The sequence below is a fragment of the Micromonospora sp. NPDC049047 genome (genome assembly GCF_040649135.1).
In the GTDB taxonomy this organism is placed as follows: Bacteria; Actinomycetota; Actinomycetes; order Mycobacteriales; family Micromonosporaceae; genus Micromonospora.
Window position 1 is genome coordinate 37,084 of the sequence record NZ_JBEZEY010000007.1, and the last position, 25,456, is coordinate 62,539.

Consider the following 25,456-nt stretch of genomic DNA (forward strand, 5'->3'; position numbering starts at 1 on the left):
ACCCGCACATGCTGGTCCGCTCCGGCCGATTCCCGGTGGGGCGAGCGAACGGTGTCTACCATCTCTGTCATGCGGGAAGCGGCCCGTACCGGGCTCCGGCGACGCGTGCGGGAACGACCCCGCCGCGACCCCGGGCCGCTCGCCCGGGCCGTCGCCCGGGTGCTGGTCCGCACCGCCGACGGCGCCTCCCGACTCGTCACCGACCTGCTCGGGGCCGGGCCGGCGGCCGGCCGGGAGCGCATCACCGAGGCCGAGTTACGCGATCTGGTCGCGGCGAACACGGTGCTCGACCCCGACGAACGCCGGATCATCGACGAGGTACTGGTGGCCGGCGCCAGCCTGGTCCGCGAGGTGATGATGCCGCGCACCGAGGTCGTCTTCCTCCCGGCCCGGCTCACCATCACCGAGGCCGCCCGGCTGGTCCGCGCCGAGACGCACACCCGCTACCCGGTCACCGACGGCACCCACGACGACGTGGTCGGCTTCGTGCACCTGCGGGACGTGCTGCTGCGTCCGGACGCCGACCCGTGTGCCACAGTCGGCGAACTGGCCCGGGAGGTGAAGCGACTGCCCGGAAGCAAGCGGGTGCTTCCCGCGCTCACCGAGATGCGCCGGGAGGGCCAGCACCTGGCGGTGGTGGTCGACGAGTACGGCGGCACCGCCGGCATCGTCACGCTTGAGGACCTCATCGAGGAGGTGATCGGCGAGATCCGCGACGAGTACGACACCACGCCGGACCCGGTGCACGTCGGTCTGCCGGCCGTGGTGGACGGCCGGCTCAACCTCGCCGACTTCGCCGAGCGGACCGGGGTGGTGCTCCCCGCCGGGCCGTACGAGACGGTCGGCGGGTACGTGATGGCGGCGCTGGGGCGGCTTCCGGTGACCGGTGACGAGGTGCCGGTGCCCGGTGAGCCGGCCGATGCCGGCGGGCCGGATCCCGCCGACCCGCCGGACGGCTGGCTGCTGCGGGTCCTCGCGCTGGACGGCCGTCGGGTGGCGCGGCTCGCGGTCTCCGCCGTCCGGGTGCCGGAGCAGCAGCGCCGCGAGCACAGTGTCGGCCCGGCGCGGGAGACGGTGGCCGGGCGGCACCACGGGTTGCCGACCGGGTCGACGCGCCGGGTCGATCCGGGCGTACCACCCGAGGTCAGCGCCCCGACACCGGCGGGCCGCGGCCGACCCGCCGGCCCGTCATGACGGACCGGGTTGGTTGCTGACAGAATTATCGCCATGTCCGACGTTCCCGCCCGTCCCCGCGTCTTCTCCGGCATCCAGCCGACGGCCGACTCGTTCCATCTCGGCAACTATCTGGGCGCGGTGCGGCACTGGGTGGCGTTGCAGGAGACCCACGACGCGTTCTACTGCGTGGTGGACCTGCACGCCATCACCGCGGGGCACGACCCGGCGCAGCTGCGGCAGCGGACGCGGGTGGCCGCCGCCCAGCTCTTCGCGGTCGGGCTCGACCCGGAGCGCAGCACACTGTTCGTGCAGTCGCAGGTGCCCGAGCACCCGCAGCTGGCCTGGGTGCTGGGCTGCATCACCGGTTTCGGCGAGGCCAGCCGGATGACCCAGTTCAAGGACAAGTCGCAGAAGCAGGGCAACGAGCGGGCCAGCGTCGGGCTGTTCACCTACCCGGTCCTGCAGGCCGCCGACATCCTGCTCTACCAGGCCAACGCGGTGCCGGTCGGCGAGGACCAGCGCCAGCACCTGGAGCTTTCCCGGGATCTGGCCCAGCGGTTCAACTCGCTGTTCGGCCCGACGTTCACGGTGCCCGCGCCGCACATCGTGAAGGACACCGCGAAGATCACCGATCTCCAGGACCCGACGGCGAAGATGTCCAAGTCGTCGTCCTCGCCCTCCGGCATCATCGACCTGTTGGACGATCCGGCCCGATCGGCCAAGAAGATCCGATCCGCGGTGACGGACACCGGCCGGGAGATCGTCTTCGACACCGAGACGAAGCCGGGGGTGTCCAATCTGCTGACCATCTACTCGGCGCTGAGCGGCCGCGGCATCGACGAGCTGGTGGCCGCGTTCGCCGGCCGCGGCTACGGCGACCTGAAGAAGGAGCTGGCCGAGGTGGTGGCGGAGTTCGTCCGTCCGGTCCAGGAACGCACCCGTGCCTACCTCGACGACCCGGCCCAGCTGGACAAGCTGCTCGCCGCCGGTGCGGAGAAGGCCCGCGCGGTGGCCTCGGCGACCCTGCGGTCCACGTACGAGCGGGTCGGGTTCTTCCCGCCCGTGCGCGGCGAGTAGCGCCGCGCGCAGATGACCGGGTCGGTGGCCGGAGGGGCGGCGCGAAGCGTGGATCGCAGTGGCGGGGTGTCGCCGACCGGCGACACCATCCAGATCGGCATCGCGGTGGACATTCCCGAGCCCTGGGGTGCCCAGCTCACCAGGCGGCGGGTCGAGGCCGGTGACCCGCTCGCGGTCCCCGCACACGTGACGTTGCTCGCGCCCACCGAGATCCGGACGGCCAGCCTGCCCGCCGTCGAGCGGCACCTGGCCGCCGTCGCCGCCACGCACCTGCCGTTCACGCTGCACCTGCGGGGCGCCGGCACGTTCCGTCCGGTCACCCAGGTGGTGTTCGTCGCGGTGGCCGCCGGCATCAGCGAGTGTGAGTTGCTTGCCGCAGCCATCACCGCGACGCCGGACCTACACCGCAAGGCCCGCTTCCCGTACCATCCGCACGTCACAGTGGCGCAGGACGTGGCACCGGAGACCCTGGACAAGGTGTACGAGGACCTGGCCGACTTCTCCGCGATGTTCGAGGTCGAGGCGTTCACCCTCTTCTCGCACAGCGGGGAGGCTCGGTGGCAGCCGCGTCGGGACTTCCGCCTCGGCACCTGAACCGTCGGCGACGCGCCGGTAGGTGAGCAGCGGGAGCCGGTTGCCACTACGGCGGTGCGAGATCGGCGAGGATGATCGCGTGAACGTGATCGGCTGGATCGAAGCGGGCATCGACCGCTGGGTGAGCGCCGCGCGCCACCGGTCGAGCCTGTTCGATCACGTGTGGCGGGCCGGCGCCCTGTACGCCGAGGTGCTGGCCGGGCGGCTGGCCGCCGCGATCGCCTACTACGGCTTCTTCGCGGTGTTCGCCCTCGCCCTTGTCGCGTTCTCCATCTTCGGCGCGATTCTGGAGGACAACGACGAGGTGAGCGCGGCGGCAGCCGGCTTCCTCCGGGAGAACCTGCCCTTCCTGGACGCCCAGCAGATCGCCAACTCCAGCGGCACTGTCGGTGTGGTCGGTCTGGTCATCCTGGTGTTCACCGGGATCGGGTGGGTGGAGGCCATTCGGTCCTCGCAGCGGCTGATGTACCAACTCAACCAGCAGCCCGGCAACCTGGTGATCCGACGGCTGGTCGACCTGGGCGTGATGATCGGTGTCTTCGTGCTGCTCGGCCTCTCGGTCGCGGCCGTGGACGCGTTGGAGTCGTTGCTGCGTTTCCTCCTGCGCAGCACCGGGTCGGTAGGCCTCACCACGATCAGCGCGGTGCTCAGCGTGCTTGTCAACGCGGTCCTGGCCACCGCGCTGCTCCTCGCGGTGCCCCGGCTGCGGATGAGCAGGTCCCGGCTGCGCCCGGTGGTGCTGGTGGTGGCGGTCGGGATCACCCTGTTGAACACGGTGGGGCGCTACTACGTGGTGCGTACCGAGCGGAACCCGGCGTACACGGTGGTGGCCGGTGCCGTCGGTCTGCTGCTCTACCTCTACCTGCTCAACCAACTTGTGCTGTTCGGTGCCGCGCTCCTCGCGACAAGCAGGAACGGGCGGGTGGTGGACCTGGCGGAGGCCGCCGCCCCGACGGGCGGGGTCGACGAGGACACCGATCCCGGTACGCCGGGTGGTGCGAGCTGAGGACGGAAGGTGTGCAGATGCTGATCTCGGTCGACCCGGACTCGTCGGTGCCCCCGTACGAGCAGGTCCGTGGGCAGCTCGCCGAGTTGATCGGCGACGGTCGGCTGCCGGTCGGATGTCGACTGCCCACCGTCCGGCAGCTCGCCGCCGACCTCAGCCTGGCCGCGAACACGGTGGCCCGGGCGTACCGGGAGTTGGAGGCGGCCGGGCTGCTGGAGACCCGGGGGCGCAACGGCACGTTCGTCGCCCCCGGCCGGGACGACGCCGTCGACAGGTTGCAGCGGGCGGCGGCCGGCTACGCGGCCGAGGCGACCCGGCTCGGCGTACCGCCGGCCACCGCGCTCGCCCTGGTCCGCGCCGCCCTGGATGCCGTCCGCCCCGGCTGACCGTCGCCGGCAGCGCACCGGACGGCGGAAACTGAGCCGAAAGCCACCGGTGCTCACGTTCGCGGACCATGATGAGCCGGTGGGCGCACTCATGACTCTGGACCTACCGGCCGACTCGCCGCTGCTCGGGCTGCCCTGGATCATCACCTTCGGTCCGCTCGGCGAGCTGGACGAGTGGGAGCCGGTGGTCTGCGGGCCGTACGAGCGGCCGCACGCGTTGGCGCTGGCCGAGGCGGTGGTGGCCGAGGAGCAACTGATGGCGGTGGTGGAGCCGTTGCTGCCGGCGCTCTCCGCCGACGAGATCCGCGATGAGATCGCCGCCGCGCAGGTCGCCGCCGAGGACGAGGCGAGGCAGGTCGAGGGCGCCGACCTGTACGGCGACTTCGAGGACGTGATCGACGAGGAGTTGGACGCCGCCGCCGACGAGGCTGGCCACGGTGCGCCCGCCGAGCCGCCGGACGAGGCCGAGGTGCGCGCCGGCTTCACCCGGATCGCGGCGCTGCTCACCGCGAAGTGACTCCGAGCGTCAGCGGGTCGGCGGCCCGTCCAGCACGCAGAACTCGTTGCCCTCCGGGTCGGCGAGCACCGTGAACCCTTCGGCCCCGGTCTGCCCGACGTCGACGGGCCGCGCACCGAGGCTCAGCAGTCGCCGTACCTCGGCCTCCGGGTCGGCGTCCGCGACCAGGTCGAGGTGCAGCCGGTTCTTGCCCCGCTTGGCGGTGCCCGAGCCCTGCAACCACACGGTGGGCGCGCCGGCCGACCGTCCCGGCGGCCGGAGCTTGGCGCTGCCGTCGTCGCCCTGGTCGACCTGGTAGCCGAGCGCCGCTGACCAGAACGCGACCATCAGGTCCAGATCCTCGACGTCGAGCGTGCACTGCGCTATCCGTACCACGATGGGTTCACCTCCGTAGCGATGGTGCCCGATGCGGTACCCGCGACGGCGGCTGGCCACACCATCGGCGGCAGACGGACACCGGCACCGCGCGGAGCGGACTCCGCGCGGTGCCGGTGGCACCTCACCCCCCACCACAAGGGGCCGGTAGCCCAGTCGCCCGCCGGCGCGGGGCACGACGAACGACCAGGTCGAGAGGTTGTTACCCGCTCAGCGCCGTTGTAACCAGCCGGCCCGGTCTGCAGGAGTCAAGCAGTTCTTGCGTAAGGCAGCCGTGCCGTGCTCGGCACGACCGCTGTGGAGCCGCGTACCACAAGCTCCGGGCGGAACAGGTACTCCGAGTGCGGAGCGCCGTACCCGTTGATCTCGTCCACCAGGGCCCGGACGGCGGCCACCGCCATCGCGGCGACCGGCTGCCGCACTGTGGTCAGCGGCGGGTCGGTGAAGGCCATCAGCGGCGAGTCGTCGTAGCCGACCACCGAGACGTCCTCGGGCACCCGGAGGTCGCGTTGGCGGGCGGCCCGGATCGCGCCGAGCGCCATCAGGTCGGAACCACAGACCACGCCTGTCGCACCGCGGTCGAGCAGTCGGCCGGCCGCCGCCTCGCCGCCCTCCACACCGAACAGCGACAGCTCGGCAAGGGGGCCGAGGCCGGCCTCCCCGACACCGGCGAGGCGGGTCATCGCCGAACGCCAGCCGGACACCTTGCGCTGCACCGGGACGAACCGGTCCGGGCCGGTGACCAGGCCGATCCGTCGGTGCCCGAGCGCGACCAGGTGGGCGACGGCGAGCTCGGCGGCCTCCCGGTCGTCGCAGGAGACGAAGGGGGCGCCGATGTCCGGCGTGTGCCCGTTGATCATCACGATCGGCAGCGGTCGGGCGAGCAGCGCGCGGTAGCGGTCGTGGTTGGCGGCGGTGTCGGCGTGCCGACCGGAGACGAAGACGATCCCGGACACCTGCCGGTCCAGCAGCATCTCCACGTACTCGTCCTCGGTCACGCCGCCGGCGGTCTGAGTGCAGAGCACCGGGGTGAACCCGCTCTGCGCCAGGGTCGACTCGATCACCTGGGCGAAGGCGGGAAAGATCGGATTGTCCAGCTCCGGCACCACCAGACCGACCAGTCCGGCGCTGCGCTTGCGCAGCCGGGCGGGGCGCTCGTAGCCGAGCACGTCCAGTGCGGTGAGGACGGCCTGCCGGGTCTCCGGCGCCACGCCGGGGCGGTCGTTGAGCACCCGCGACACCGTGGCCTCGCTGACTTCGGCCTGTTGGGCGATGTCGGACAGTCGAGCGCGCATGGCGGCACTTTAGCCCACCAGCAAGTTCTTGCCGCGTGCCCTGCAAGCCATTGCATGGTCGGCAAGAACTTGCCGACCGGCGGTGGTGGTCCGGACGCCCGGCTCGCCGCGCGACTTCCGGCCGGGGTCGGCGGCCGTACGGGGTGGCGCCGACGCGCCGACCGGTCGGACCCCCTACTACGAAGTGTCGTTGATGGGGCAGGATGGGCAGCGTGGAAGCGCTGCGACTCATCCTTCTCTATGTCCATCTGATCGGCTTCGCCCTGCTGCTCGGCGGCTCGATCGCCCAATACCTCAGTGGCCGACTGCGGATCAACCCGGCGATGCTCTGGGGGGCGGTGATCCAGTTGCTGACCGGGCTCGGCCTCTCCGCGCCGCTGCGCGACGGCGACGAGCCTGCACCCGCGAAACTTGTGACGAAGTTGGTAATCGCCCTACTGATCTTCGTCATGGTCTTCTTCTCGCGGAAGCGGGACGTGGTGAACCGTGGTCATTTCCTCGCGATAGTCGGTCTGACCCTGGTCAACGCGGCGGTCGCGGTCTTTTGGCGGTAACGTCCGAGGGGGCCGCCGTCCCCGCGGAAACGGACGTTAAGGACGCCTGCACGCGCCATCACCAGCACCGGGAGTGACGTTCCCCACCCAAGGGTTACACCCGGGTAACAGGCGCTCAACAGTCGTGCACGATTGTCGGCCGGTGGGTGGGCGCGGGCGTACGCTCCCGTCCGTAACGTGGGACAGCCGGCGGCACACCCGCAGGCCGGCTGATGGGCTGCCACCGCACAAGGCGCGGTGAGCAATGGGAAGGAGACGTCTTGCGCTCGGTGCGTGGGATGCGGATCGCCTCGATCTTCGCGGTGGGTGGGCTCGCGCTCACCGCCGCCGCTTGTGGCGAGGCGCCCAAGGATGACAACAACGCCGGCAGTGGCGCCAAGAAGTTCAGCGCCTGCATGGTGACCGACGTCGGCGGCATCGACGACAAGTCGTTCAACGCTTCGGCCTGGAAGGGCCTGCAGGAGGCCAAGGCCGCCAACGACAACATCGACATCAAGTACGTCGCGTCGAAGGCGGAGGCGGACTACGAGCCGAACCTGACGCAGTTCGTCAACCAGAAGTGCGACTTCATCCTGGCGGTCGGTGGCCTGATGTCCAACGCCACCTCGAAGATCGCCAAGGCGAACCCGAACCAGGAGTTCGGCATCGTCGACGCGAACCCGGGTGACGCCAACGTCTACCCGATGCAGTTCGACACCGCGCAGGCCGCGTTCCAGGCCGGTTACCTGGCCGCCGGAATGAGCAAGTCCGGCAAGGTGGCCACCTACGGTGCGGTGCCGATCCCGCCGGTGACGATCTTCATGGACGGCTTCGTCGACGGCGTCGCGCACTACAACAAGACCAAGGGCAAGAACGTCCAGGCCCTGGGCTGGAACAAGGAGACCCAGAAGGGCTCCTTCTCCAACGCCTTCGACAAGCAGGACGAGGGCAAGAAGGTCTCCGACGCGCTGGTCGCCCAGGGCGCGGACATCATCATGCCGGTCGCCGGCGGCTCCGGCCTCGGCACCACCGCCGCCGCCAAGGCCTCGGGTGGCAAGTACAGCACCATCTGGGTGGACGTCGACGGCTGCGAGAGCACCCCGGACTGCTCGGCGATCATCACCACCGTGGTCAAGAACATCCCGGACGCCGTCAAGGAGGCCGTGGTGAAGGCCGCCGCCGGTGACAAGCTGCCGGCCAACCCGGGCTTCGTCGGCACCCTGGCCAACAACGGTGTCTCGATCGCCCCGTACCACGACTTCGACAGCAAGGTTCCGGCCGAGCTGAAGGCTGAGGTCGACAAGATCAAGGCGGACATCGCCGCTGGCACCATCACCGTCACCTCGAAGGCTCAGCCGACCAAGTGACAACCGCACGGCCCCTCCGGTGAGATCATCGGGGAGGTCGGCGGGGGACAGGTACGACCGATCGGCCGCTTCGGCCCCGCGGGTGACCGTGGGGTCGGAGCGGCCGATCGCGCACCACGTCAGCCGGGCCGCTCCGGCCGGGTTGACGGCAGCTAGGCTGCACCATCGCTCGCACTCCAGGAGGTTGCGCTGAGACTCGAACTGCGCGGCATCACCAAGCGGTTCGGTGATCTGGTCGCCAACGACCACATCGACCTGACGGTGGAGCCTGGAGAGATTCATGCCCTGCTCGGCGAGAACGGCGCGGGCAAGTCGACACTGATGAACGTGCTCTACGGGCTCTACCAGCCCGACGAGGGCGAGATCCTGGTCGACGGCAAGCCGTTGAAGCTGAAGGGCCCGTCCGACGCGATCGGTGCCGGGATCGGCATGGTGCACCAGCACTTCATGCTGGTGCCGGTCTTCACCGTCACCGAGAACATCATGCTCGGCGCCGAGCAGGTCCGAGGCGGCATCGCCGGTTTCCTGGACCGGCGGCGGGCCCGGCGCGAGGTCACCGAGGTGTCCGAGCGGTACAACCTGCGGGTCGACCCGGACGCGGTGATCGAGGACCTGCCGGTCGGCATCCAGCAACGCGTCGAGATCGTCAAGGCGCTCACCCGCGACGTCGACCTGCTCATCCTGGACGAGCCGACCGCGGTGCTCACCCCCCAGGAGACCGAGGAACTGCTGACGGTGATGCGGTCGCTCAAGGCGGCCGGCAAGTCGATCGTCTTCATCACCCACAAACTTGGCGAGGTCAAGGCCATCGCCGACCGGATCACCGTGATCCGACGCGGAAAGACGGTGGGCACCGCCTCGCCGGAGGCCAGCCGGGACGAGTTGGCCGCGCTGATGGTCGGGCGCAACGTCCGGCTCACCGTCGACAAGACCCCGGCCACTCCGGGCGAGCCGGTGCTGGAGGTGTCCGGGCTCGTCGTCGACGACGACCGGCAGATCCGCGCCGTCGACGGCATCGACCTGACCGTGCGGGCGGGTGAGGTGCTCGGCGTGGCGGGCGTCCAGGGCAACGGTCAGACCGAGCTGATCGAGGCGATCATGGGCCTACGCCCGGTGCTCGGCGGCACGGTCAGCCTGGTCGGCGACCGGATCAACGGGTGGAAGCCCAAGCGGGTGCTCCGGGCGGGCGTCGGCTACGTGCCCGAGGACCGCAGCGTGGACGGCCTGGTCAAGGAGTTCAGCGTCGCGGAGAACCTGGTGCTGGACATCTACGACCGGCCGCCGTTCGGTGCCGGGCTCGCGCTCAAGCCGGACGCGATCGCCGCCTCGGCGAAGGAGCGGATCGAGCAGTTCGACGTCCGCACGTCATCGGCCGACGCGGCGGTGGGCACTCTCTCCGGCGGCAACCAGCAGAAGGTGATCGTGGCCCGGGAGCTGTCCCGGCCGCTGAAGCTCCTCATCGCCGCCCAGCCGACCCGTGGTGTCGACGTCGGGTCGATCGAGTTCATCCACAGCCAGATCATCCACGAACGGGACGTCGGCACCGCCGTCATGGTGGTCTCCAGCGAACTCGACGAGGTGATCGGGTTGGCTGACCGGATCGCGGTGATGTACCGCGGTCGCATCATCGGCATCGTCGGCCCGGACACCCCGCGTGAGGAGATCGGCCTGCTGATGGCCGGCATCACCCCGGACGCGGCGAACGAGCGCAACACGGACGCCGTGCCCGGCGACAGGCCGGCCACCGACGGGAGCCCGGCGAGCGACCCGGGCTCCGCGAGCGAGGACGAGGCATGACCAACCCCCCAACCCCGCAGTCCGGCTCGCCGGACAAGGAGCCGGCGAGCGAGGCGCAGGCCGCGCAGAACGCGCTCGGCAACACCGAACGGGCCGAGGTGGCGACCGAGCCGGACCGCCCGGCGGCGAAGCCGGAGCCGGGGTCGAAGCCGAGCCTGGGTCGGCTGTTCCTGGACAACCTCTGGGCGGCCAACACCTTCACGGTGACCCTGCTGTCGCTGGTGTTGGCGATCGTGGTCGGCGCGGTGCTGATGATCATTTCTGATCCCGACGTGCTCTCCACGTACTCGTACATCACCTCCCGCCCGTCCGACGCGATCAACTCCAGCTGGACGCTCGTCAGCGAGGCGTACGCGAACCTGTTCAAGGGCTCGATCTTCGACCCCGAGGCGTTCTCCGGCTGGTTGGACGGCACCGGTAGCTGGCAGGCCGTGCTCGCGCCGATCTCCGAGACGCTCACCTACGCCGCGCCACTGGTCTTCACCGGTCTGTCGGTGGCGCTGGCCTTCCGGGGCGGCCTGTTCAACATCGGCGCCCAGGGTCAGGCCACGATCGGCGTGATCATGGCGGCGCTGGCGGGCTTCCTGCTGCCGCTGCCGCCCGGCCTGCACCTGCTGGTGGCGGTGCTGGCCGGCGCGCTGGGCGGAGCGATCTGGGGGTTCATCCCCGGCATCCTCAAGGCCCGGGCCGGCGCGCACGAGGTGATCAACACGATCATGCTGAACTACGTCGCCACGTACTTTCTCACCTGGTTGATCGTGCAGAACGGCGTGCAGGACCCGACCCGTACCGACGCGATCAGCAAGGCGGTCGACACCTCCGCCCAGCTGCCCCGACTGCTCGGCGACAACCTGCGGGTGCACGCCGGCATCCTGCTCGCCGTGCTGGCCACCTGGGCGGTCGCCTGGCTGCTCAACCGCTCGACGCTCGGCTTCGAGCTGCGTGCGGTCGGTGCCAACCCGGACGCCGCCCGGACCGCCGGCATCAGCGTCACCCGGACGTACATCCTGATCATGGTCTTTGCCGGCATCCTGGCCGGCCTCGGCGGCTCGAACATGGTGCTCGGCTCGACCGCCAGCGCGTTGACCCCGCTGGTGGTCGCGCAGATCGGCTTCGACGGCATCCTGGTGGCGCTGCTCGGGCGGGTGAAGCCCTGGGGGGTGTTGCTCGCCGCGCTGCTGTTCGGGGCGCTGCAGGCCGGCGGTAACCGGATGCAGTCGTACTCCGGGATCTCGCTGGAGCTGGTGACGGTGCTCCAGGCGCTGATTGTCATCTTCATCGCCGCGCCGGCCCTGGTGAAGGCGATCTTCCAGCTCCGGGCCGCCCGCGCCGCCCGGTTGCAGACGAGCCTGGCGAAGGGCTGGTAACTGATGTCCACCATGGCTGTCCCCGACATCGCGGTCGCCCCGGTAGACGAGGGCTTCTGGACCCGCAGCCGCAAGGTCGGCCTCACGCTGCTGGGGCTCGGCCTGCTGTCCGCGGTGCTCTTCGGCGCGCTCGCCACCGACCAGCAGGCCCGGTTCACCCTCAGCGACGACGCGGCCGGCGCCGCGTTGGAGATCAACGGCACGATCGGGGCGATCCTGTTCGGGATCATCGCGATCGCCGCCGGTGCGGCGCTCCTCGCCGGGGTGCCGAAGCGGTGGTTCCTTCCCGTGCTCGCCGTCGGGCTTGTCGGTTTCGTGCTGTCGTTCCTCTGCTGGCAGGTCTCCGCCGCGCCGACCGGGCAGAACTTCATGCCGCTTGTCAACATCATCCGGGGCACGTTCATCCTGGCCCTGCCGTTGATCTTCGGCGCGCTCGCCGGTGTGCTCTGCGAACGCTCCGGCGTGGTCAACGTGGCGATCGAGGGCCAGCTGCTGATGGGCGCGTTCAGCGGCGCCCTCTTCGGCAGCATCTCCGGCAGCGTCTGGGTGGGCCTGGTCGCCGCCGCCATCGGCGGCGCGTTCATCTCGCTGCTGCTCGCCGTCTTCGCCATCCGTTACCTGGTCGACCAGGTCGTCATGGGCATCGTGCTCAACCTGCTGGCGGTCGGCGTCACCGGCTTCCTCTACGAGCGGCTGATGCAGACCGACGCCGCGAGGTACAACAGCGCGCCCCGCTTCAGCAACTGGGAGATCCCGCTGCTGAAGGACATCCCGGTGCTCGGGCCGGCGTTGTTCCGCGGCAACATCTTCCTCTACCTCGGGCTGCTCCTGGTCCTGGTGATCCACATCGCGTTGTTCCGCACCCGGTGGGGGCTGCGTACCCGGTCCGTCGGCGAGCACCCGATCGCGGCCGACACGCTCGGCGTCAAGGTGCTGCGGGTGCGCTACCGCAACGTGCTGCTGGCCGGTGTGGTCGCCGGCATCGGCGGCGCGTCCTACACGCTGGCGCTCTACTCGTTCACCAAGAACATGATCGGTGGTAAGGGCTTCATCGCCCTGGCCGCGCTGATCTTCGGCCGGTGGAACCCGACCGGCGCGCTGCTCGCCGCCCTCTTCTTCGGGTTCGCCGACCAGCTCGCCACCTACCTGGGCGCGATCAGCAGCTCGATCCCCAGCCAGTTCCTGGCCATGCTGCCCTACCTGGCGACCATCCTGGCCGTCGCCGGGCTGGTCGGCCGGGTCCGGGCACCGGCCGCCGACGGCAAGCCGTACATCAAGGGCTGACACCCCAGCCGTGCCCGGCGGGCTTTCCCCGCCGGGCACGAGCACCGCGGTCGCCCGCCGAGCCCACCCGGGTACGCCCTGGTGGCCCTCGGCGTCAGGCCGCCGCGGTCGCTCCGATCCGCTCGGAGAACTCGACGAGGCGGTTGGAGAACCCCCACTCGTTGTCGTACCAGCCGAACACCTTGACCTGGTTGCCGACGACCTGGGTCAGCGGCGCGTCGAAGATCGACGAGTACGGGTTGCCGACGATGTCCGCCGAGACCAACGGTGCCTCGGAGTACTGCAGGTAGCGCCGCAGCCGCTGGGAGGCGGCGGCCTCCCGGAACGCGGCGTTGACGTCCTCGACGTCGGCGCTCTGGCGGAGGACCACGCTGAGGTCGGTGATCGAGCCCGCCGCCACAGGTACGCGTAGCGCGGCGCCGGTGAGACGCCCGTCGAGCTCCGGGATGACCTTTCCGATCGCCTTCGCCGCGCCCGACGACGTCGGGATGGTCGAGACGGCTGCCGCGCGGGCCCGGCGCAGGTCGGAGTGCGGCGCGTCGTGGAGCCGCTGGTCACCCGTGTAGGCGTGGATCGTCGTCATCAGTCCCGACTCGATGCCGAACGAGTCGTTGAGCACCTTCGCCAGCGGCGCCAACGAGTTCGTGGTGCAGGAGCCGTTGGAGAAGACGTCGTGGCTGTCCGGGTCGAGCCTGTCGTCGTTCACTCCGAGAACGAACGTGGGGACGTCCCCCTTGGCCGGCGCCGAGATGACGACCTTCCTCGCACCGCCCTTGAGGTGGGCCGCCGCCGCGCCGCCGTCGGTGAAGTGGCCGGTGGACTCGATCACGACGTCGGCGTCGACGTCGCCCCAGGGGATGGTGGCCGGGTCGGACTGGGCGAAGACCCTCATGCGCGTGCCCTGAACGGTGATCGTGTCGCCGTCGACGGCGACGCCGTCCAGATGGCCGGAGACCGAGTCCCACTCGAGCAGGGTGGCAAGCGTGCGGGCATCGGTGAGGTCGTTGACCGCGACCACCTCGATGTCGGCGTTGTTGGCCAGGGCCGCGCGCAGGTAGGTGCGCCCGATCCGCCCGAACCCGTTGATGCCGATGCGTACCGTCATGGCTTCACTTCCTCCCGTTGTTTTCCTGGGTGAGCCCGGTCGGTGCCGCGGCCCGGAGCAGGCCGAGTGCGCCGGCGCGGGCATCGTCGAACGGGCCCGGGTCCTGCTGGGCGATCGCGAGCACGTAGCCGCCCTGCAGGACGGCCATCAGGGTGTTGGCGAGCTGCTCAGGATCGAGGTCGTCCCGCAGTTGGCCGGCGGCGACGGCCTCGCGGAGCACCTTGACCCAGCTGACACGGACCTGGGCGAACGCGCGGGCCACCGGGGCCAGCAGCACCGGATCCTCGCGGACCTGCGGATCCTGGGTCATCCGGCCGACCTTGCAGCCCTTGAGGGCGTCGCGGGGGCGCATCAGGTATGCCTCGATCCGGGCCATCGGGTCGCCCGGATCGTCGAGTTCGGACGCGGCCGGCAGCAGGTCGGCGACGTTGCGTTCGAGGGCGGCGAGCGCGAGATCGCGCTTGGTCGGGAAGTGGTGGTACATGCTGCCCTGGCCCACGCCGGACCGTTGGCGAACATCACGCGGGCTGGTGTCGGCGTAGCCGCGCTCCCACATGAGCTCGCTCATGGTCTCGACAAGTAGTCGTCGGGTGTCCATGGCATCACTGTACATACCAGTAGGTACAGACCGCTCGTCGACCCGGCCCTGCCCGCTCCTGACCTGGACTACTTCGGCAGAATGGCGGCATGACCGACATTGACTGGGCGCGGCTGCGGGCCGCCGCCACCGAGGCGATGCGGCACGCGTACGCGCCGTACTCGACGTTCCCGGTCGGCGCCGCCGCGCTTGTCGACGACGGCCGCGTGGTGGTCGGCTGCAACGTGGAGAACGCCGCGTACGGGGTGACCCTCTGCGCCGAGTGCGGGGTGGTCTCCAGCCTGCACGCCACCGGCGGCGGGCGCCTCGTCGCGCTCTCCTGCGTCGACGCCACAGGTGAGCCGCTGATGCCGTGTGGTCGGTGCCGGCAACTGCTCTGGGAGCACGGCGGTCCGGAGTGCCTGGTCGAGAGCAAGACCCGGCCGCTGCGGATGGCCGAGTTGTTGCCGCACGCCTTCGGTGTGGAGGACCTGGAAGCCGTCACCGGGGAGACGCCGGTGCCGGTGGTGCCGGAGCGGCTGGCCGCCTGGCGTGGGCGCGGCACCGTCTTCGTGCACCCGGACATGTCCGCCGGCCAGCAGGTCTGGACCGCGTACTGGGAACGGTCGGCCGGCGACGACGTCGGTGCCGAGACCGGTGTGCTGGAGGAGGCGCCGAGCTGGGACGACCCGGCCGAGGCGATCACCTGGGGAATGGCGCGGACCCCGCGGGTGGTAGTGGTGGACGCCACCGGCACCATCTTCTGGGCCGGCGAGGGTGAGCCGCCGTTGGAGATCCCTGTTCGGTGGTCTGGTGGCTGAGGTTGGGGGCGGGGGCCGACCGTGCCCGGCTCCGGGCGGTCAGGCTTGATCCCTCCGCCGGGCACGGTCGGCCCCCGCCCTGACGTGGTCACCGACCCTGTGTGGGTTTCGCCATTCGACTTAGGAAGATCTTCTGATGAGTTCTGGTTTTGCTGCTGTTGACGTCATTCGGGTCAAGCGGGATGGCGGGGTGCTGTCCGACGCGCAGATCGACTGGGTGGTCGACGCGTACACCCGGGGGGTTGTCGCCGACGAGCAGATGTCGGCGCTGGCGATGGCGATCCTGCTCAACGGGATGACCGGGCCGGAGATCGCCCGGTGGACCGCCGCGATGATCGCCAGCGGCGAGCGACTGGACCTCTCGGCGGTGCACCGGCCGACAGTCGACAAGCACTCCACCGGCGGCGTCGGCGACAAGATCACGCTGCCGCTCACCCCGCTGGTGGCGGCCTGCGGCGCGGCCGTGCCGCAGTTGAGCGGCCGGGGCCTCGGGCACACCGGCGGCACGTTGGACAAGTTGGAGTCCATCCCGGGCTGGCGGGCCACGGTCAGCAACAACGAGTTCATCAAGCAACTGGACGAGGTCGGCGCGGTGATCTGCGCGGCCGGCGCCGGACTCGCCCCGGCCGACCGCAAGCTGTACGCGCTGCGCGACGTCACCGGCACAGTGGAGGCGATCCCGCTGATCGCCAGCTCGATCATGAGCAAGAAGATCGCCGAGGGCACCGGAGCGCTGGTCCTCGACGTCAAGGTCGGCTCGGGGGCCTTCATGAAGTCCGTCGACCAGGCCCGCGAGCTGGCTCGCACCATGGTCGAGCTGGGCGGCGCGCACGGCGTCCGGACGGTCGCCCTGCTCACCGACATGTCCACACCGCTCGGCCTGGCCATCGGCAACGCCGTCGAGGTGACCGAGTCGGTAGAGGTGCTTGCCGGTGGTGGACCCGCCGACGTGGTGGAACTGACCCTGGCCCTGGCCCGGGAGATGCTCGACGCGGCCGGTCTGCCGGACGCCGACCCGGCGGCGGCGTTGCGCGACGGTCGGGCGATGGACTCCTGGCGGGCGATGATCCGCGCGCAGGGCGGCGACCCGGACGCGCCGATGCCGACCGCCAACGAGGTCGAGGTGGTCCGCGCCGAGCGGGACGGGCACGTCGCCGCCGTCGACGCGTACGCCATGGGGGTCGCGGCCTGGCGACTCGGCGCCGGTCGGGCCCGCAAGGAGGACCCGGTGAGCGTGCCGGCCGGGGTGGTGTTGCACAAGCGGCCGGGTGACCCGGTACGGGCCGGTGACCCCCTCTACGAGCTGCGCGCCGAGGACCCGTCGCGGATTCCGGGGGCGCTGGCCGAGGCCGCCGAGGCGGTACGGATCGCGTCGTCCGCGCCGACCGCGACGCCGCTTGTCATCGAGCGCGTCGGCTGACCCGAACCGGGGGTCGGGGTGCCATGGTGCCGGTCACCTGGGAGCGCTATTGTCGCAGGCCAAGGGGGGACAACCGGCCTTGAGCCGGCGCGAGCAGACAGGAAGACCCGCCGTGACAGTTGCTGCCCCCAACCCACGTGAGGTGCGTGAGGCGAGCCTGGACGAGCTGTCCCGGCTCGGCCTGCCGTTGCCGCCGGCCCAGTTCCCGCTGGTCTGGGAGCCGGGTGACCAGATCGACCTGCGGCCCACTGTGGAGATCGAGGCACGGATCGCCGTGCTGCACCTGATCCTGGCGCGCTGCTTCGGGATGCCCCCGGAGGCGGCGATGAGCTGGCTGCTCGGCTCACACCTGGTCGAGATGGTCACGCCGCCCGAGTGGCAGTTCGTGATGGGCGGCAAGGGCGACCACCGTTCGTTCGTGCTGCACCACGACGCGCTCTTCGCGCTGGCCTGGGTGCTCGGGTTGAGCAAGCAGCTCGACCCGACGCTGGCCGTGGACGAGCGGCTGGTCGAGCAGTTGCCGCACATCGCCGAGGGGGAGACGTTTCCGCACTGGCGGTCCCGGATCCTCACCGCGCCACAGCACCCGGCCGACGCGGCCGCCCTGCTCGACCTGCACTACTGCCTGGACTGGGCGTACCTGGAGACCGAGCGCGACGGTCGGCGGGCACCGGGCCTGATCGACGCGAACGCCATCGGGCAGCGCCGGTGGGCGCTGGAGTGGGCGGTGATCCTGCGCGGTCCGTACCACGACGAGCCGCCCGGCTGGGAAGAGGTCGACCTCTCCACCTGAGCGTTCAGCGAGGTCGGTACGCGTCCACCCGGACCGCCACCGTCACCCGGACCGGCTCGGGCAGCGCTGCCAACCGGGCGGTGAGCGCCGCCGGGTCGGTGTGCCACGCGTTCGGGCCCATGCCGACCAGCGTGGCGACCTCCGGCCGGGTCAGGGCCAGCTCCGCCCGGTGCACCGCCGAGCTGACCGCTGTGAAGTGCCCGCCCAGGCTGCCGCTCACCCGGTCGGCCTTGTCCGGGTCCACCCGCAGCAGGTCCAGGGCCCCCACCAGTTCGGTGAGGTGGTCGTCGTCCGGCGTGACCACCAGCAGGGTGCCGGCCGGATCGAGCACCCGGTGGAACTCCGGACCGTTGCGCGGGGCGAAGACGTTGAGCAGCACGGCGGTCGAGGCGTCCGCCAGCGGCAGCCGCTGCCAGGTGTCGGCCAGGGCGGCGGCGGCCCGGGGATGCGCGCGGGCCGCGCGACGCAGCGCCGGCTTCGACACGTCCAGGGCCAGGCCCACGGCGTCCGGCAGCGCCGCCAGCACCGCGCCGAGGTAGCGGCCGGTGCCGGCGCCGGCATCCACCACCAGGGGGTACGCGCCGACGTGGGGCTTCGAGGGGTCGGCGCGTACCTCCGCTGGTGTGTCCTTTGCTCTGCTTACCTCCAGGCGACACTCCTGGGCGGAGACCGGTGCCTCGGTGGGAGCAGAGCCCCGGGGGCGCGACGCGTCGAGACGGCCGATGGCCTCCGTGGCGGCGGTGGCGAGGGCGGCGGAGATGACGTCGTAGTGACCGGCGGCCTGGAAGTCCGCCCGCGCCGCGATCATCTCGGCGGTGTCCCCGACGTGTGGCGCACGACCGGCGAGCAGGTTGACGTAACCCTGGCGGGCGATGTCGAAGCTGTGCCGACGTGGGCAGCGCAGCGCCCGGGTGGTGCCGGCTGTCGTCTCGCTCAGCGGTTCGCCGCAGACCGGGCAGCGCAGCCGGTGCAGGATGCGGGGATCCACGTCAGGCCGCCGGTTCGTGCCGTGGGCGTGGTCGGGGCTGCTGACCGGCGAGGTGGTCGACCACCCGGTGGGTGAGCGCGCCGAGCGCCTCGACCTCGGCCGGAGTGAGCAGGTCGATGAGGTTCCGACGGACGGCGGTCAGGTGACCGGGAGCCGCGGCCTCGATGGCCTCCCGGCCGGCCGGGGTGAGCGCGACTATCGAGCCGCGGGCGTCGTCCGGGCACTCCTGTCGGGTCACCAGGCCGCGTTGCTGCATCCGGGTTAGGTGGTGCGAGAGTCGGCTGCGGGACCAGAGCATCCGATCGGCCAGGTCGCGCAGGCGCAGGCGACCCTCCGGCGACTCGGAGAGGTCGGAGAGCACGTCGTAGTCGGGCTCGGAGAGACCGCTGTCCTGCGTCAGCTGCCGGGCCAGCTCCAGGTCGAGCAGGCGACGCATCCGGCGGTAGCCCCGCCAGGCGCGGTCCTCCCGCTCGTCCAACCACCGTGGCGCGTCCATGCCGGCAGCCTACCCAGATTGTTGACATGTCATCGAACTGCCCCCTACGGTCGATGACATGTCAACGAATGATCTCTGGCAGCTCTTCGGCCAACGCGGGCGTGGGGTGCTTGCCACACTGCGCCGCGACGGCCGGCCCCAGCTGTCGAACCTCGACTACCTGGCCGAGCCGGGGCTCATCCGATGCTCGACGGTCGGCGACCGGGCCAAGGCCCGTAACCTGCGCCGGGACCCCCGGGCGAGCTTCCACGTGACGACCGGCGACGGTGGCGCGTACGCGGTGGCCGACGGCATCGCCACACTCACCCCACCCGCCCGGAGCGAGGACGACGCCACAGTCGCCGAACTGGTCGAGGTCTACCGGCGCATTCGTGGCGAGCACCCCGACTGGGCGGAGTACCGGGCCGCCATGGTCGCCGACGGTCGGGTGGTCATCCGACTCGCCGTCGACCGCGTCTACGGCTGGTCCGGATGAGTGGCCCGGTGAGGATGAGTGGCCTGGTCGGATGGGCGGGAGCCGGCTGACTAGGGTCTGAGCATGGTCGCAACTATCCGGTACGAGGACATCGTCAAGGTCCCGAAGGCGCTGCTGCACGACCACCTCGACGGCGGGCTGCGGCCGGCGACGATCGTCGACCTGGCCGCTGAGGCGGGCCACGAACTGCCCACCACCGATCCCGAGGCGCTCGGACGCTGGTTCGCGGACGCCGCCAACTCCGGCTCCCTGGAGCGTTACCTCGAAACGTTCGCGCACACGGTGGCGGTCATGCAGACCCCGTCCGCGCTGCGTCGGGTGGCCCGCGAGTGCGCGCTCGACCTGGCCGCCGACGGCGTGGTCTACGCCGAGGTGCGCTTCGCCCCGGAGCAGCACCTGGAACAGGACCTGAGCCTGGACGAGGTCGTCGAGGCGGTGCTGGCCGGGTTCGCCGAGGGCACCGCCCAGGCCGTCGAGGCCGGCCTGACCATCCGGGTGGGCACGCTGCTCACCGCGATGCGGCACGCCGCCCGCTCGCAGGAGATCGCCGAACTGGCCGTCCGGCACCGGGACGCCGGGGTGGTCGGCTTCGACATCGCCGGTGCCGAGGCGGGCTTCCCGCCCACCCGGCATCTGGACGCGTTCGAATACCTGCAACGGGAGAACTTCCACTTCACCATCCACGCCGGTGAGGCGTTCGGTCTGCCGTCGATCTGGCAGGCGATCCAGTGGTGCGGGGCGGACCGGCTCGGCCACGGGGTCCGGATCGTCGACGACATCGCCCCCGACGGCTCGCTCGGTCGGCTGGCCGCGTACGTGCGGGACAAGCGGATCCCGCTGGAGTTGTGCCCCTCGTCCAACGTGCAGACCGGCGCGGTGGCCTCGATCGCCGACCACCCGATCGGCCTGCTGCGGGACCTGCGGTTCCGGGCCACCGTCAACACCGACAACCGGCTGATGAGCGGCACCTCGATGTCGCGGGAGATGTCGCTGCTGGTGGAGACGTTCGGCTACGGCTGGAAAGAGTTGCAGTGGTTCACCATCAACGCGATGAAGAGCGCCTTCATCCCGTTCGACGAGCGACTGCGGATCATCGATGAGGTGATCAAGCCGGCGTACGCCGAGCTGCTGGCCTGACCTCGCTCAGCCGTGCGGGTGGCCGGCGAGCAGGCCGGCCACCCGACGCAGCACCTCCCGGGCGCGGGCCGCCTCCGCACCCAGCCCGGTCTGCCGACGCAGCACCGCGGGCTCGGCCCGCAGCAGGGCCACGCCGCGCCGGACCAGCACCCGGGGTGCCTTGCGCTGCTCGGACAGGTCGCGGGCCAGCCGGCGCAGGAAGGTCGCCCCACGCGGCCGGCGCAGCGCGTACGCCCCGGCCAGCAGCCCGCGACGGCGGCACTCCTCGACGATCTCGGCGGCGAAGATCCCTTCGGCCACGAAAAGTGGCGATCCGGCGAGATCAAATGACCGGGTGGCCACCCGTCGATCCGCGCCGATCGCATAAACCGGCACATCAGCTCGCCCCTCGCGAGCTAGTCGCGCAATGATTTCCACCGCACTCAGCGCGTCCCAGGACTGCGGTGATTCCCAATCCACCTGGTCGTTTCGTCGCGGCAACGTAGGGTCATCGCCGTCTTTGTAGAAGTCGTCCAAGCAGAGCACCGGTAGGCCGGTTTGCTGCGCTATGTACGACTTTCCGGACCCCGAAGGACCGGCGAGCAGGACAACGCGGTGCGGATGTTTCATTACCTTCAGTTACTCCGGCCAGACGGACTGCTATCAAATCGCATCAACATCTCATCACACCTTCGGTAGGTGACAACCTGGGCTTTCTTCTTGTCGACCGGCGTGATGGAATCTCGGGGGTCCGACCCGCCGGGTCGGTCGCTGGGCGTTGCCCGGAGGCAACGCGTTCAAGCTGTAATCGCGAGGGCGGTGACGTGAGCAAACGGCCAAAGACGGCGGGCTCCTTCCTGTCGCGGCTGCGCCGGCCGGCCAGCCGGCTCCGGGACATGCCGATCTGGTCCAAGCTCGGTCTCATCATGATCGTGCCGACCATCGCCACGGTCGTGGTGGGCACAAGTGGTCTGGTCGACCACGTGGAGACGCTCAACAATGCCAACCGAGCCGGCGACCTGGCGAACCTGTCGAGCTATTCAGGTGACCTGGTCGACAGCCTGCAGGACGAGCGGACCGCCGCCGTGCTGCTGCTGGGCGCGGACGGGACGCAGCCGACGGCGCAGTACCAGGAGGCCTACAACCGGGTCAACTCCCGGGTGGACCAGGACGCGGTCCCCTACCGACAGCAGCGGACCGAGCTCGATGACCTGCCCGGCAGCCTTGACTCGCTGCTCGACGGCATCGACCAGAACCTCCAGGACCTCTCCGGCATCCGCAGCCAGGTGTTCAACGGCAAGCTCGCGCTCACCGAGACCGTCCAGGCCTACGAAGGCCTGATCAGCGACCTGCTCGCCATCCGTGACTCGGCCACGCAGCTCGCCGGCAACAACGACCTGAGCGACCGGATGCGCGCCGCCGCGGCGGTCGCCCGGGAGAAGGAGTTCCTCGCCGCCCGGCGGGTCGTGGTCCACCGCGCGCTCGGCAAGAAGGGTGGCCAGCGGCTGACCCCCGCGCTGCGCACCGACTACATCGCCAGCGGCACCGGCCAGCAGCAGGCGCTGCAGAGCTTCAAGGCCGTCGCTACCCCGGACGACGCGAAGTTCCACGACCAGACTGTCGCGGGCGGCGACCGTCGGGAGGCGCAGAACTACACCGGCTGGATCGACGGCAACACCACCGGCGACATGCGCGACGCGCCGTTCAAGCCGGACCAGTGGGAAGCCGCGATGACGGCCAACGCCCGGCTGATCCGCACCGTCGAGCGCAAGCTCGACAGCGAAGTGGTCGCCGAGGCCGACAATCTCCGCTCCGACGTCCAGCGTCAGGTGTTCCTGGAGACCGGCCTGCTGCTCAGCATGCTGCTGCTGGCCATCCTCTTCGCGTACCTGGTCGCTCGCTCGATGGCCCGCTCGCTCCGTGAACTGCGACAGGGTGCACTCTCCGTCGCCCAGTACGGCCTACCCCAGGCGGTCGCCCGGCTACGCGACCCGCAGGTCGTCGGGCAACTCTCCCCGGTGCAGCTGGCCAACCAGATCGCCGAGCCGTTGCCGGTCCGCAGCAAGGACGAGTTCGGTCAGGTGACCGAGGCGTTCAACGCCGTCCACCTGGAAGCCGTTCGAACGGCCGCGGAGCAGGCCGCACTGCGTGCCTCCGTCGCGACCATGTTCGTCAACCTGGCCCGTCGTTCACAGATCCTGGTCGACCGCCTGATCGGGCACCTCGACCGGCTGGAGCGCGGCGAAGAGGACCCGGACCGCCTCGCCGAGCTGTTCCAGCTCGACCACCTGGCCACCCGGATGCGCCGCAACGACGAGAACCTGCTGGTCCTCGCCGGTGCCGACTCCACCCGTGTCCAGCGGGAGCCGGCCGCGCTCATCGACGTGCTGCGCGCCGCGCAGTCCGAGGTCGAGCACTACACCCGCATCGAGTTCGGTGTCATCGACCGCGACATCGAGGTGGCCGCGCACGCGGTGAACGACCTGGTGCACCTCGTCGCCGAGCTGTTCGACAACGCCACCGCGTTCTCGCCGCCCGACTCGCAGGTGATGGTCGAGGCCCGCCGGGTCGGCGACCGCTCCTCGCTCTACGTCGAGGACCGCGGCATCGGCATCAGCGCCGAGCAGTTGCAGGACCTCAACGAGCGGCTCGCGACGCCGCCGCAGGTGGACGTGGCGGTGTCCCGGATGATGGGCCTCGTCGTGGTCGCCCGGCTGGCGTCCCGGCACGGAGTGCGGGTCGAACTGCGCCCCGGCTCCGACCGCGGCACTGTCGCCGACGTGACCCTGCCCACCTCGGTGCTGGTGCCCCGGGCGCTCTCCGGCCGGGTGCAGCAGCCGCCGGCCCTGCCCGCTGCCGGCGGCCCCCAGCAGGGTGGACCCGCGCCGGTCTTCGGTGCGCTGCCCGCGCTCGGCAACCACCCGCGCTCAAGCGAATCCGGCAACCAGGTCACCCTCGGCGGTCGCCCGTTCGAGCCGGCCGCGCGAAACGGTGCCGGCACCCCCGCCAACACCGGTGCCTACGCTTCGATGCCGGCCTGGTCGGATCTGACCGGTGCGGCCGGGACCAACGGCGTCAACGGCGGTGACGGGTTCACCCCGCGGCCGGCCAACGGCCAGCCGATCGACCCGCTGCCGCAGCGCCGCGCCGGGGACGACACCCCGGGCCAGCAGCCGTCCATTCCCCGGCAGTTGCCGAGCAGCCCCGAGACGCACCCGTACTCGGCGCCGCCGGTCTCCGCGCAGCCGTACTCCGGCCCGCCGGTGTCCGCCTCGCCGGCCTCGGGTCAGCCGTACTCCGGGCACCCCTACTCGGGTGCGCCGTACGGCGGTGCACCGGTCTCCGCCGCCCCAGCCTCGGGCCAGCCGTACGGCGGCGCGCCGGTGTCGGCGTCGCCGGCCTCCGGTCAGCCGTACGGTGGTGCGCCGGTCTCCGCCGCCCCGGCCTCCGGTCAGCCGTACCCGGGTCAGCCGTTCTCGGTGCCGCCCGCCTCCAGCCAGTCGTTCAGCGGGTTCGCACCCCGCTCGGCGCCGCCCGCGCCGGCGCCGAGCGCGCCCGCACCGCCGGCCTGGCCGCCGGTGCCGGGCGGCGACCGGGACGTGGCCACTCCGCCGGTGCCCGAGCGGCTCGCTGCCGCTCTGGACATGACGACGGAGCTGCCACGGGTGCCGCGACCCGGCGAGCAGCCGGCCGCCGCAGCCCAACCTCCGGTGCCGGCACCAGCTCCGGCCGCGGCACCGCCGGCCCGACCGGCGCCGCAGCAACCGCAGGCGCAGAACCGGCAGCGGTACGCGGACGAGACGATGGAGTTGCCGATCTTCCGGGAGCTGGAGTCGGCCTGGTTCCGCACCCGCCGTCCGGGCTCGGAGGAGTCCGCGGCTGGCGCCCAGCCGAGCACGAACGGCGACACCGCGACCCAGCAGTTCGCCGCGGTCGAGGCCACCGGTCGGACAGTCCAGAAGACAGCACCCGGGACGACAGGTAACACACCGATGGCAGACACTCCGATGGCCGGAGGAGCGCCGCGGGACAACAGCTCCACAGCGAACGAGGGCAACCGCCCCGGCCTCGCCGAGAGCCTGCCGAACCGCCGGCCCCAACCGCAGAGCAACGGCTGGCAGACCGCTGCTGACGACGGCTGGCGTGCCGCCTCGGCGGCCGCCGGTGCGGTACCGGTGAGCGAGACCACCACCACCGGTCTGCCCAAGCGCAAGCCGATGGCGCAGCTGGTGCCGGGTGCGGTGGAGAAGCCCGCCCCCTCGGTCCAGCGCCGATCCCCGGAAGCAGTCCGCGGCCTGCTCTCCGCCTACCACCGGGGCGTGCAGCGAGGGCGTAGCACCTCGGACAACCCGACCAGCCCGGAGGCAACTCCGGGAGGGCAATCCTCGCAGTCTGGCTCAGGCCCGGTGGCCGGGAGCGGGCAGAAGGAGCAAGAAGGATGACAACTACGCAGGATCTTGGTTGGCTGCTTGCCAACTTCGCTGACCGGGTGCCCGGCGTCGCGCATGCGGTCGCCGTCTCGGCGGACGGCCTACTCCTCGCGTCGTCACGGGATCTGCCGCGCGACCGGGCAGATCAGCTTGCCGCGATCTCATCGGGTCTGGTCAGCCTGACCCAGGGTGCAGCCCGCTGCTTCGAGGGAGGGGCGGTGTTGCAGACCGTCGTGGAGATGGACAATGGCTTCCTGTTCCTGATGTCCATCTCGGACGGCTCGTCCTTCGCCGTGTTGGCCGCCCGCAGCTCCGACGTGGGCCAGGTCGGCTACGAGATGGCGCTGCTCGTCGACCGGGTGGGCGACGCGCTGACCCCGCAGCCGCGTGCGGCCGCGGGCATGCTGGGCTGACGCCTCGCCGATCGTGAGGTCGGCACGACTGCAACGACGACAACGACG

Annotated in this window: 25 protein-coding genes; 18 read left to right on the plus strand and 7 right to left on the minus strand. The window is 71.0% G+C overall.

Features of this window, described 5'->3' with window-relative positions; genetic code table 11:
- Nucleotides 1-69: 69 nt before the first annotated feature.
- The 6 genes from AB0B86_RS13470 (at nt 70) to AB0B86_RS13495 (ending at nt 4,756) form a co-directional block, all read left to right on the plus strand.
- Nucleotides 70-1,194 carry a hemolysin family protein gene (locus tag AB0B86_RS13470; RefSeq protein WP_357412005.1) on the plus strand — a complete coding sequence of 375 codons (1,125 nt, stop codon included), beginning with the start codon at nt 70-72 and terminating at the stop codon, nt 1,192-1,194.
- 33 nt (nt 1,195-1,227) lie between these two features.
- Nucleotides 1,228-2,253 carry a tryptophan--tRNA ligase gene (gene trpS / locus AB0B86_RS13475; protein WP_357412006.1) on the plus strand — a complete coding sequence of 342 codons (1,026 nt, stop codon included), beginning with the start codon at nt 1,228-1,230 and terminating at the stop codon, nt 2,251-2,253.
- A gap of 12 nt (nt 2,254-2,265) precedes the next feature.
- A complete protein-coding gene (locus AB0B86_RS13480; RefSeq protein WP_357412007.1) occupies nt 2,266-2,847 on the plus strand; it encodes a 2'-5' RNA ligase family protein in 582 nt (193 codons plus the stop codon).
- A 79-nt stretch (nt 2,848-2,926) separates the two neighbouring features.
- Nucleotides 2,927-3,853: a YhjD/YihY/BrkB family envelope integrity protein gene (locus AB0B86_RS13485; protein ID WP_357412008.1), complete on the plus strand. Its 927-nt coding sequence runs from the start codon at nt 2,927-2,929 to the stop codon at nt 3,851-3,853.
- Between the two features lie 17 nt (nt 3,854-3,870).
- Nucleotides 3,871-4,239, plus strand: a complete 369-nt coding sequence (locus AB0B86_RS13490) for a GntR family transcriptional regulator (RefSeq protein WP_357412009.1) — start codon at nt 3,871-3,873, stop codon at nt 4,237-4,239.
- 79 nt (nt 4,240-4,318) lie between these two features.
- Nucleotides 4,319-4,756 (plus strand): hypothetical protein, encoded by a 438-nt coding sequence (locus tag AB0B86_RS13495; RefSeq protein WP_357412010.1) that lies wholly within the window; start codon nt 4,319-4,321, stop codon nt 4,754-4,756.
- A gap of 9 nt (nt 4,757-4,765) precedes the next feature.
- Here AB0B86_RS13495 and AB0B86_RS13500 read toward each other — a convergent pair whose 3' ends face one another.
- Together AB0B86_RS13500 and AB0B86_RS13505 are read right to left on the minus strand one after the other, a co-directional pair.
- Complete coding sequence (locus tag AB0B86_RS13500; protein ID WP_357412027.1) at nt 4,766-5,134, minus strand: VOC family protein; 369 nt, start codon at nt 5,132-5,134, stop codon at nt 4,766-4,768.
- A gap of 245 nt (nt 5,135-5,379) precedes the next feature.
- Entirely contained in the window at nt 5,380-6,426 is a 1,047-nt protein-coding gene (locus tag AB0B86_RS13505) for a LacI family DNA-binding transcriptional regulator (protein WP_357412011.1), read from the minus strand.
- 212 nt (nt 6,427-6,638) lie between these two features.
- Here AB0B86_RS13505 and AB0B86_RS13510 point away from each other — a divergent pair, with 212 nt between their 5' ends.
- The 5 genes from AB0B86_RS13510 (at nt 6,639) to AB0B86_RS13530 (ending at nt 12,774) form a co-directional block, all read left to right on the plus strand.
- Nucleotides 6,639-6,980 carry a hypothetical protein gene (locus tag AB0B86_RS13510; protein ID WP_357412012.1) on the plus strand — a complete coding sequence of 114 codons (342 nt, stop codon included), beginning with the start codon at nt 6,639-6,641 and terminating at the stop codon, nt 6,978-6,980.
- Nucleotides 6,981-7,258: 278 nt separating this feature from the next.
- A complete protein-coding gene (locus AB0B86_RS13515) occupies nt 7,259-8,326 on the plus strand; it encodes a BMP family ABC transporter substrate-binding protein (RefSeq protein WP_357412028.1) in 1,068 nt (355 codons plus the stop codon).
- A gap of 249 nt (nt 8,327-8,575) precedes the next feature.
- On the plus strand, nt 8,576-10,123 hold the full coding sequence (locus AB0B86_RS13520) for an ABC transporter ATP-binding protein (protein ID WP_357412029.1): 1,548 nt from the start codon (nt 8,576-8,578) through the stop codon (nt 10,121-10,123).
- A complete protein-coding gene (locus tag AB0B86_RS13525) occupies nt 10,120-11,490 on the plus strand; it encodes an ABC transporter permease (protein ID WP_357412013.1) in 1,371 nt (456 codons plus the stop codon). Before AB0B86_RS13520 ends, AB0B86_RS13525 begins: the two co-directional genes overlap by 4 nt.
- Nucleotides 11,491-11,493: 3 nt before the next feature.
- A complete protein-coding gene (locus AB0B86_RS13530; RefSeq protein WP_357412014.1) occupies nt 11,494-12,774 on the plus strand; it encodes an ABC transporter permease in 1,281 nt (426 codons plus the stop codon).
- Between the two features lie 94 nt (nt 12,775-12,868).
- Here AB0B86_RS13530 and gap read toward each other — a convergent pair whose 3' ends face one another.
- Both gap and AB0B86_RS13540 read right to left on the minus strand, forming a co-directional pair.
- Nucleotides 12,869-13,879 (minus strand): type I glyceraldehyde-3-phosphate dehydrogenase, encoded by a 1,011-nt coding sequence (gene gap / locus AB0B86_RS13535; RefSeq protein WP_357412015.1) that lies wholly within the window; start codon nt 13,877-13,879, stop codon nt 12,869-12,871.
- A 4-nt stretch (nt 13,880-13,883) separates the two neighbouring features.
- Nucleotides 13,884-14,477: a TetR/AcrR family transcriptional regulator gene (locus tag AB0B86_RS13540; protein WP_357412016.1), complete on the minus strand. Its 594-nt coding sequence runs from the start codon at nt 14,475-14,477 to the stop codon at nt 13,884-13,886.
- An 89-nt stretch (nt 14,478-14,566) separates the two neighbouring features.
- Here AB0B86_RS13540 and AB0B86_RS13545 point away from each other — a divergent pair, with 89 nt between their 5' ends.
- The 3 genes from AB0B86_RS13545 (at nt 14,567) to AB0B86_RS13555 (ending at nt 17,490) form a co-directional block, all read left to right on the plus strand.
- Nucleotides 14,567-15,277 (plus strand): cytidine deaminase, encoded by a 711-nt coding sequence (locus AB0B86_RS13545; protein ID WP_357412017.1) that lies wholly within the window; start codon nt 14,567-14,569, stop codon nt 15,275-15,277.
- Nucleotides 15,278-15,413: 136 nt separating this feature from the next.
- The gene (locus AB0B86_RS13550; RefSeq protein ID WP_357417998.1) at nt 15,414-16,697 is read left to right on the plus strand and encodes a thymidine phosphorylase; all 1,284 of its coding nucleotides are present in this window, start codon (nt 15,414-15,416) and stop codon (nt 16,695-16,697) included.
- Nucleotides 16,698-16,809: 112 nt separating this feature from the next.
- Nucleotides 16,810-17,490, plus strand: coding sequence for a DUF4272 domain-containing protein (locus AB0B86_RS13555; protein ID WP_357412019.1), 681 nt, complete (start codon nt 16,810-16,812; stop codon nt 17,488-17,490).
- A 4-nt stretch (nt 17,491-17,494) separates the two neighbouring features.
- On the opposite strand, the gene AB0B86_RS13560 is transcribed toward AB0B86_RS13555, so the two are convergent.
- Together AB0B86_RS13560 and AB0B86_RS13565 are read right to left on the minus strand one after the other, a co-directional pair.
- Nucleotides 17,495-18,478, minus strand: a complete 984-nt coding sequence (locus AB0B86_RS13560; RefSeq protein ID WP_357412020.1) for a putative RNA methyltransferase — start codon at nt 18,476-18,478, stop codon at nt 17,495-17,497.
- 1 nt (nt 18,479) lies between these two features.
- Nucleotides 18,480-18,974, minus strand: a complete 495-nt coding sequence (locus tag AB0B86_RS13565; protein ID WP_357412021.1) for a MarR family transcriptional regulator — start codon at nt 18,972-18,974, stop codon at nt 18,480-18,482.
- Nucleotides 18,975-19,032: 58 nt separating this feature from the next.
- On the opposite strand from AB0B86_RS13565, the gene AB0B86_RS13570 reads away from it, so the two are divergent.
- Nucleotides 19,033-19,449 carry a PPOX class F420-dependent oxidoreductase gene (locus AB0B86_RS13570; protein WP_357412022.1) on the plus strand — a complete coding sequence of 139 codons (417 nt, stop codon included), beginning with the start codon at nt 19,033-19,035 and terminating at the stop codon, nt 19,447-19,449.
- Between the two features lie 63 nt (nt 19,450-19,512).
- Nucleotides 19,513-20,586, plus strand: a complete 1,074-nt coding sequence (locus AB0B86_RS13575; protein ID WP_357418000.1) for an adenosine deaminase — start codon at nt 19,513-19,515, stop codon at nt 20,584-20,586.
- A gap of 6 nt (nt 20,587-20,592) precedes the next feature.
- On the opposite strand, the gene AB0B86_RS13580 is transcribed toward AB0B86_RS13575, so the two are convergent.
- Nucleotides 20,593-20,886, minus strand: coding sequence for a hypothetical protein (locus AB0B86_RS13580; RefSeq protein ID WP_231924438.1), 294 nt, complete (start codon nt 20,884-20,886; stop codon nt 20,593-20,595).
- 503 nt (nt 20,887-21,389) lie between these two features.
- On the opposite strand from AB0B86_RS13580, the gene AB0B86_RS13585 reads away from it, so the two are divergent.
- Both AB0B86_RS13585 and AB0B86_RS13590 read left to right on the plus strand, forming a co-directional pair.
- Nucleotides 21,390-25,007 (plus strand): nitrate- and nitrite sensing domain-containing protein, encoded by a 3,618-nt coding sequence (locus AB0B86_RS13585; RefSeq protein WP_357418002.1) that lies wholly within the window; start codon nt 21,390-21,392, stop codon nt 25,005-25,007.
- A complete protein-coding gene (locus AB0B86_RS13590) occupies nt 25,004-25,408 on the plus strand; it encodes a roadblock/LC7 domain-containing protein (RefSeq protein WP_030329023.1) in 405 nt (134 codons plus the stop codon). Before AB0B86_RS13585 ends, AB0B86_RS13590 begins: the two co-directional genes overlap by 4 nt.
- Nucleotides 25,409-25,456: the final 48 nt, after the last annotated feature.

Bases quoted from the DNA above. Each gene is read 5' to 3' on its own strand.
- AB0B86_RS13530 (WP_357412014.1), top strand. From the start codon at position 11,494: ATGTCCACCATGGCTGTCCCCGACATCGCGGTCGCCCCGGTAGACGAG.
- trpS (WP_357412006.1), top strand. From the start codon at position 1,228: ATGTCCGACGTTCCCGCCCGTCCCCGCGTCTTCTCCGGCATCCAGCCG.
- AB0B86_RS13480 (WP_357412007.1), top strand. From the start codon at position 2,266: ATGACCGGGTCGGTGGCCGGAGGGGCGGCGCGAAGCGTGGATCGCAGT.
- AB0B86_RS13505 (WP_357412011.1), bottom strand. From the start codon at position 6,426: ATGCGCGCTCGACTGTCCGACATCGCCCAACAGGCCGAAGTCAGCGAG.
- AB0B86_RS13570 (WP_357412022.1), top strand. From the start codon at position 19,033: ATGTCAACGAATGATCTCTGGCAGCTCTTCGGCCAACGCGGGCGTGGG.
- gap (WP_357412015.1), bottom strand. From the start codon at position 13,879: ATGACGGTACGCATCGGCATCAACGGGTTCGGGCGGATCGGGCGCACC.
- AB0B86_RS13545 (WP_357412017.1), top strand. From the start codon at position 14,567: ATGACCGACATTGACTGGGCGCGGCTGCGGGCCGCCGCCACCGAGGCG.
- AB0B86_RS13470 (WP_357412005.1), top strand. From the start codon at position 70: ATGCGGGAAGCGGCCCGTACCGGGCTCCGGCGACGCGTGCGGGAACGA.
- AB0B86_RS13515 (WP_357412028.1), top strand. From the start codon at position 7,259: ATGCGGATCGCCTCGATCTTCGCGGTGGGTGGGCTCGCGCTCACCGCC.
- AB0B86_RS13525 (WP_357412013.1), top strand. From the start codon at position 10,120: ATGACCAACCCCCCAACCCCGCAGTCCGGCTCGCCGGACAAGGAGCCG.
- AB0B86_RS13590 (WP_030329023.1), top strand. From the start codon at position 25,004: ATGACAACTACGCAGGATCTTGGTTGGCTGCTTGCCAACTTCGCTGAC.
- AB0B86_RS13550 (WP_357417998.1), top strand. From the start codon at position 15,414: ATGAGTTCTGGTTTTGCTGCTGTTGACGTCATTCGGGTCAAGCGGGAT.
- AB0B86_RS13565 (WP_357412021.1), bottom strand. From the start codon at position 18,974: ATGGACGCGCCACGGTGGTTGGACGAGCGGGAGGACCGCGCCTGGCGG.
- AB0B86_RS13575 (WP_357418000.1), top strand. From the start codon at position 19,513: ATGGTCGCAACTATCCGGTACGAGGACATCGTCAAGGTCCCGAAGGCG.
- AB0B86_RS13490 (WP_357412009.1), top strand. From the start codon at position 3,871: ATGCTGATCTCGGTCGACCCGGACTCGTCGGTGCCCCCGTACGAGCAG.
- AB0B86_RS13540 (WP_357412016.1), bottom strand. From the start codon at position 14,477: ATGGACACCCGACGACTACTTGTCGAGACCATGAGCGAGCTCATGTGG.